This is a genomic window from Myxococcus sp. AM011 (assembly GCF_013372595.1).
GTDB lineage: Bacteria > Myxococcota > Myxococcia > Myxococcales > Myxococcaceae > Myxococcus > Myxococcus eversor.
In genome coordinates this window covers 44,161-50,931 of the sequence record NZ_JABXEM010000044.1, presented here as the reverse complement: position 1 = coordinate 50,931, position 6,771 = coordinate 44,161, and the positions used below count along the sequence as shown (strand labels likewise).

Sequence of the window (6,771 nt, the reverse complement as noted above, 5' to 3'; positions counted from 1 at the left end):
CGCCCCCACCGGCCCCGTGCGGGTCTGCGTGCTGAAGTTCCGGAACCTGAGTGGAGACACCTCGCTCACGCCTTTGGAGTGGGCCCTGTCCGAAGCGGTGGTCACCGACGTAGGCGCCCAACCCGGGATGCGGCTCATCGAGCGCGGACAGTTGGACCTCCCGCTGGAGGAACAGGACTTCACGCAGGGCGCGCGGGTGGACCCGGAGACGCGGGCCCGTCTCGGTCGCATCGTGGGTGCCGAGGTGGTGGTGCTCGGCAGCTTCCAGCAAGCGGGCGACATGCTGCGCATCGCCGCGAGGTTCGTGCACGTGGAGACCGGCGAGGTGCTCGACACGGCGCGCGTGGAAGGGCCCGCGAGCAACTCCTTCGCGGTCCAGGATGCGCTCACCGCCGAGGTGCGCGCGCTGCTGCCCCGCCTGCCCGAGAGGCTGAGACCTTGATGGCCCCCCGCTGGCTGCTGCTCCTCCTCGCGTGCTCCCACGTGGCGCTCGCGGCGGAACCCGCGAAGCCGCCACCGGGGCCCGCCGCGGTGATGCCGTTCCGCAACCTCAACACGGACACCTCGCTGGACTGGCTCGCGCGCGGCATGACGGAGACGCTCATCTCCGACCTGCGCGCCAGCGGTCGCATCCAGTTGGTGGAGCGCGAGCAGCTCGACGCCGCCCTCGCGGAGCTGGACCTCCACGAGCGACAGCAATCCACGGAGTCGACGGCGGTCCGCGTGGGCCGTCTGGTGGGCGCTCGCACCGTCGTATTGGGCAGCATCCAGCGCGCGGAGCAACAGGTGCGCATCAACGCGCGCTTCATCGACGTGGAGACCGGCGTCGTGCTCGACACGGCGAAAGTCACCGGTCCCATGGACCGCATCTTCTCGTTGCAAGATCAGGTGGCGAGCCGGCTGCTCGGCACGCCCGTGAAGCCACGCGTGAAGCGTCCCTCGGGGCGCGAAGCGGTGCTCGCCCTGGAGACCTATGGACGGGCGCTCGCCGCCCCCACCGAGGACGAGCGCGCCTGGCTCCTGCGCGCGACGCTGGCGGGCTCCCCGGGCTTCGAGTACGCCCGTGAGGAGCTCTCCCGCCTGGAAAGGCGGCTCGCCGAGCACGCCCTGCGCGCCACACCCGCGCGCGAGGCCGGCGACGCGGAGCTGCGGGCCACGATGCAGGACCCCAAGCGCCCCTCCGAGGAGCGCGCCTCGGCCGCACTGCGACTGCTGGACGCGAACTACGTCCGGGGGCGCTGGCGCACGCTGGTCCAGGACACCGAGCGGGTCCTCCCGATGGGACTTCCCCTGTATCAACTTCGCCTCCCAGCCGAGACGGCCTCGTGGTTTCGTTTCATCGCGCTCGGCAAGCTCGGGCAATGGGAAGCCGAGCGGGACGCCGGAGACACCTTCCTGCGGACCTATCCCCAGAGCCTGCTGGCCGACGCCGTCGACGCCATGATGCGGGCCTCCGCCCTGGACCGCGCCGCCGACGAGCAATCCGCCAAGGCGATGAACGACAGGCTCGCGACGGAGGAGCTCCAGTTCGCCCAGCGCATCGAGGAGTTGGAGCGGCAGGCAAAACCCACCGGCTCGGTGCGGATGGAGCGCGACTACAACCGCTGCTCCGAGCCCGCCATCCATCACGCCTTTGCCCAGTCCCTGCTCGCCTGCCGCGCCTACTACGAGGCCTGGGGAAGCGGTGCCTCCGCCGTCGAGAAGTCCTACGCCCGGAACGCGCGCGAATCGGAGATCGTCGCCCTCGTCCGCCTGCGCCTCTACAACGAAGCCCGAGAGCGACTCACCGCCTACCAGGCCGTCGACCCCGAGGGTGAGAAGGCCAGCGTCGCGCGCGTCCTCGTCGTCAACATCCGCGCCAGCGACGAGTAATGAAGGCGCGGCACCTGTCCCGCGTGCCGCGCCTCCAGCATCCTCGCTACGGGGCGATCTTCGTCAGGAAGGAGTCGGGGGCACCCTGCAGGGTGTTGCCCTCGAAGTTCCCGTCCAGGTAACCGCCGACGTACATGTTGTCGTCCTGGTCCACCACGACACCCATGCTGCGCACGTCCTTCTCCACGCCATTGAGCACCGCGGTGGGCTGCTGCTTGATCCACTGGAGCGCGCCGGAGTAGTTCACCTTCGCCACGTAGTTGTGGACCATGCCGCCCGAGGTGTCGGACGTCAGCGTCACGTCCGCCACCGCGCCGCCCGTCACGTAGATTCCGTCGTCATGGGCGAAGATGCCCATGCCCCACGAGCCCGAGCCCGAGTCCAGCTCCCACACCCACTGCTTGACGCCCGCCGGGTTGAACCGCGCGATGAAGACGTCGATGGCGGGAGTCACGTTGGGCACGCCATCCATGCCGCCGCCGCTGTAGCCCGTCAGGTACACGTTGCCGCTCGCATCCAGCGTGGAGCCGTAGAGCCACACGGCCGTGGCGGGAGCGCCCGCCAGCCGCGTCCACTGCTTCACGCCATCCGCGTCGTACTTGGTGATGAACGCATCCTGCGGGCCCGTGAGCGTCTGGCCATCCAGGTTGCCGTCCGTCCAGCCGGAGACGTAGACGTTGCCGGAGGTGTCGGCGGAGGCCCGCCGCGCGTGGGTCGTCTTCCCCGCCACGCCCAACAGTCGCGTCCACTGCTTCACGCCCGTGGCGTTGTACTTGGTGACGAATGCATCGTAGTTGCCGGTGCGCACGTTGCCGTCCAGGTTGCCGTTGGTGGAGCCCACCAGGAAGGCGTTGTCCGACGAGTCGATGGACACGCCGTAGCCCTCCGTCTGCGCCCCTGCCAGGCCAATCTGCCGCGTCCAGCCGAACACGCCGGTGTAGCGGTACCGGGTGATGAACGCATCACGCCCCCCGCTGCTGGTGGCGCCAGGCAGCGCGCCATCCGTGAAGCCCGCGACATAGATCTCCTCGAACGTCCGGTTGCGCGCGACGCCGTAGCCCAGGGTGACGGTGCCCGCCGCGCCGAGCTGCTTGTGGAAGTTGATGTTGCCGTTCCAGTCGCGCGCCGTGAGGAAGCCGTCCATCAATCCAGCCATGGGCTGGCCCTCCACGCCCACCGTCGTCATGCCCGTGGAGTAGGTGCGGCCGGCCGGGTCGCCCGCCAGGTCATGGATGCGCGTGAAGCCACCCGGAGCGCCGGACGTCTTCGTCCACACGTCCGCCACCGTGGGGAACGCGTCACACTGGTACAGCTCCAGCCGGCCAATGGACAGGACGACGATGCCCGCGCGGGAGTCGTTGTCGTCCGACACATTCAGCCGATACTTCTTGTACGTCCCGGGGTGGGCCACGTCGTACTCGCGCCGCTCATTCGTCCATCCCATCACGTTCATGCGCGTGTCCACCACCACCCACGTGCTGCCGTTGGAGCCCTCCAGCGTCCAGTTCTTCGGGGCACGCGTGGTGATGGAGCCGTTGGAGTAGGAGATGGCGTAGCGGCGCACCGTCTTCATCGCGCCCCCGCCGAACTCGTAGCCCAGCCACGCGGGCGTCACGTTGGCCGTGGAGAGCCAGAAGGTGGTGGCGTTGTCGAACGCCTTCCAGGGCTCGTAGGCGGCTGGATTCGAGCCGTACACGCCCGAGCTGGTGACGAAGCCCGACGGCGCGTTGTTGCTGGTCATCACCGGCACCAGGCTGACGCAGTTGGAGATCCGCTGCTCCTGACTCCCCGGCGCCTCCGTCTGGCCGTCGTCGCCCGGCTCCCCACCCTGGCAGCCCACGAGCGCCAGCGCGCTCGCCAGGAACATCCCTCGTACCGCGTTCAAGAATCTCATGGTGTCTCCTCCTCGCGCCGCGAGCGCGGAAGTGCGCGCGGCCTTCCGGCGGCCCCGTGACTCCAGGCCCCCGGTGGACACGGAGATACAGAGCCCGGGGCGACCTCCGGCGAGGGATGTGACGAAACCGCCCTGGCGAGGGACGAAACCGCCCCACCCGGGGCTGAGACCTGAATCACGGTTCATATTTCCCGACGCATTGCAAGCCGACCTGTTTTGCACGCGCTGCGTCGAAAGAATCGGTCTTGCTCGCGACGAACCAAACCCATTGAATCGTGCCCATGAAATTCCTGCGTGAGCTGCGCTCGGTCCTGAACCTGACGGTGCTGGTGGCCGGGCTCGGCTACTTCGTCGACCTCTTCGACATCACGCTGTTCGGCGTGGTGCGTGCCGCGTCGCTCCGGGACATCGGCATCACCAGTCCGGAGGAGGTGCTGTCCAAGGGCATCCTCATCTACAACTGCCAGATGGTGGGGATGATGGTGGGCGGCCTCTTGTGGGGCGTGCTCGCCGACAAGCGCGGCCGGCTGTCGGTGATGTTCGGCTCCATCCTGCTCTACTCGTTCGCCAACCTGGCCAACGCGTTCGCCTGGGACGTGACGAGCTACGCGGTGTTCCGCTTCCTGGGCGGCGTGGGCCTGGCGGGCGAGCTGGGCGCGGCAATCACCCTGGTCGCCGAGTCGCTCCCCAAGGAGAAGCGCGGCCTGGGCACCACCATCGTCGCGACGCTCGGCATGCTGGGAATCGTGGCGGCGGCCTTCGTGGGTCAGCACCTGCACTGGAAGACGGCCTACTTCACCGGCGGCATCATGGGCCTGGCGCTGCTGTTCGCCCGCTTCAAGGTGTCCGAGTCGGAGCTCTTCAAGAAGAAGACGGACCCGTCGCGCGCCAACCCCTTCCTGCTGCTCCAGGGGGGCCGGTTCCTCAAGTACATCTGCTGCATCCTGATTGGCGTCCCCATCTACTTCACCACCGGCATCCTCTTCACCTTCGCGCCGGAGCTGACCGCGGGCCTCAACGTGCAGGGCACGGTGACGGCGGGCAACGCCATCCTCTATGGCTCCATCGGCCTGACGATTGGCGACCTGCTCGCGGGCCTGTTCAGCCAGTGGCTCAAGAGCCGCAAGCGCGCGGTGGCGCTGAACCTGGTGGGCGGGTTCCTGCTGATGCTCGTCTACGGGCTCGTCCCCGGGCTCACCAGCACCACGGTGTACATCCTGAGCTTCTTCATCGGCATCATGGTGGGCTACTGGGCGGTGCTGGTGACGATGGCGGCCGAGCAGTTCGGCACCAACATCCGCGGCACGGTGGCGACGACGGTGCCCAACTTCGTGCGAGGCTCCGCCGCCATCGCCGCCAGCGGCTTCGCCCTCCTCAAGGGCTACATCTCCGTGCCCATGGCGGCCATCACCGTGGGCAGCATCTGCTTCGGCCTCGCGCTGCTCGCGCTCACGCGAATCGAGGAGACCTTCCACCGCGACCTCGACTTCGAGGAGACCGCTCCGGACACGGCCACCGAGGCCAGCGCGCGCTCCCAGCCCTCCTGACGTGTCCGGCCCTCAGCCCTTGCGAGCGCGCACCCGCATGGGCATGCCCCGCTTGGGCACGAAGGTCAGCCGCGTCTGCCACTCCACGGGGTTCTTCCCCAGGTACTCCACGTCGCACTGCTGGAGCAGCGTGGCCAGCGTCTGCACCGTGTCCACCTGGGACATGTGCTGGCCCACGCAGATGCGCTGGCCCGCACCGAAGGGCACGTAGGCGCACTTGTGCATGCCCGACAGGCGCTCCGGCAGGAAGCGGTCCGGGTCGAACGTGTCGGCGTCCTTCCAGTGGTCCGGGTGCCGGTGGATGGCGTACGGGCACATGAGGAGGTTGGTGCCCTTGGGCAGGAGCACACCGCCCACCTCCACGTCGTCCGCCGTCTCCCGGAGGATGGTCCACGCGGGAGGGCTCAGCCGGTTGATCTCCTGCACGACGCGGTTCGTGTACGGCAGCTTCGCCACGTCCTCGTACCTGGGTGGCGCGTTGCCACAGACGGCGCTCACCTCCTCGCGGATGGCGCGCGTCACCTCCGGGTGCTGCGTGCACGCGTGCACGGCCCACGTCAGGGAGGTGGCGATCATCTCGAAGCTGGCGCCGAAGAGGTTCACGATTTCGTCGCGCACCTGCGTGTCCTCCATCGGCTCGCCCGTGTCCCGGGCCCTCGCCTCCACCAGCGCGGACAGGAGCGTGATGTCCCCGTCCTGCGTCCCGCGCTCGCGCCGCTGTCCCAGCCGCGCGTAGATCCACCCGTTGACGAGCCAGAGCGCCATGCCGATCCGGTCGATGTTCGGGTCCAACCGGGGCAGCACCTTGTAGTACAGCGTGCCCCAGGGTCCGCGACGACGACCGAACACGTCGATGGCGTCCATGATGCCCGCGAAGAACTCCTCGCGGGGGACCTCGTCGAAGCACGTGCGCCACATCACCGCGAACATCAGGCGGGCGGCCTCCGTGTACATGTCGAAGGACTCGCCCTTGGCGCCCAGGGCCGTCCACCGTTGCAGCACCTTGGCCAGCTCTTCACTGAAGATGCCCGACCACTGCCGGACCTTCTCCTTGTGAAACATCGGCTGAACCATGTGTCGCTGCCGCTTCCACAGCTCCCCCTGGCTCACGGTGAGCCCGTTGCCGTTGAAGGGATTGACGATGCGCGGCTTGGGGAAGGCCTGGGGCTCGTCGATGAGCACCCGCTTCACGTCCACCGGGTTTCGCAGGAAGGCAATCGGGTAGCCGTAGACGCGAACCAGGGACACGTCGCCGTATTCGGCGTGGAGCTTGTTGGCCAGGGCCAGCGGCTCCTGGAGCATGGGAAAGAAGCTTCCCAGCACGGGCAATCCCCGAGGGCCGGCCTTGCGGCGCGCGGAGGGAGAGGGAACAGAGGTGTCCATACCCCGATTTGTTCCGGTCGCCTTGCCACCGTCAAGCCCGGGCAGTGACTTGAAACCGACGTCCCGCCACGGGCC

Annotated in this window: 5 protein-coding genes; 3 read left to right on the top strand and 2 right to left on the bottom strand. The window is 68.4% G+C overall.

From position 1 onward, the window contains the following. Positions 1–442: CsgG/HfaB family protein (locus HUW62_RS12125; RefSeq protein WP_217911280.1), on the top strand; the 442-nt coding region annotated here is incomplete at its 5' end. Continuing rightward, positions 442–1,872, top strand: a complete 1,431-nt coding sequence (locus tag HUW62_RS12120) for a FlgO family outer membrane protein (RefSeq protein ID WP_176434513.1) — start codon at positions 442–444, stop codon at positions 1,870–1,872. The genes HUW62_RS12125 and HUW62_RS12120, both read left to right, overlap by 1 nt. A gap of 46 nt (positions 1,873–1,918) precedes the next feature. Here HUW62_RS12120 and HUW62_RS12115 read toward each other — a convergent pair whose 3' ends face one another. Beyond that, positions 1,919–3,766 (bottom strand): SBBP repeat-containing protein, encoded by a 1,848-nt coding sequence (locus HUW62_RS12115; RefSeq protein WP_176434512.1) that lies wholly within the window; start codon positions 3,764–3,766, stop codon positions 1,919–1,921. 281 nt (positions 3,767–4,047) lie between these two features. Between HUW62_RS12115 and HUW62_RS12110 the strand changes: the two genes are divergently transcribed. Next, a complete protein-coding gene (locus HUW62_RS12110) occupies positions 4,048–5,313 on the top strand; it encodes an MFS transporter (protein ID WP_176434511.1) in 1,266 nt (421 codons plus the stop codon). Positions 5,314–5,325: 12 nt separating this feature from the next. Here the strand turns inward: HUW62_RS12110 and HUW62_RS12105 are convergent, their stop codons facing one another. Continuing rightward, the gene (locus tag HUW62_RS12105) at positions 5,326–6,696 is read right to left on the bottom strand and encodes a cytochrome P450 (protein WP_176434510.1); all 1,371 of its coding nucleotides are present in this window, start codon (positions 6,694–6,696) and stop codon (positions 5,326–5,328) included. Positions 6,697–6,771: the final 75 nt, after the last annotated feature.

Excerpts from the sequence above, each read along its gene's own strand:
- HUW62_RS12110 (WP_176434511.1), top strand. The coding sequence starts at position 4,048 with ATGAAATTCCTGCGTGAGCTGCGCTCGGTCCTGAACCTGACGGTGCTG.
- HUW62_RS12120 (WP_176434513.1), top strand. The coding sequence starts at position 442 with ATGGCCCCCCGCTGGCTGCTGCTCCTCCTCGCGTGCTCCCACGTGGCG.
- HUW62_RS12115 (WP_176434512.1), bottom strand. The coding sequence starts at position 3,766 with ATGAGATTCTTGAACGCGGTACGAGGGATGTTCCTGGCGAGCGCGCTG.
- HUW62_RS12105 (WP_176434510.1), bottom strand. The coding sequence starts at position 6,696 with ATGGACACCTCTGTTCCCTCTCCCTCCGCGCGCCGCAAGGCCGGCCCT.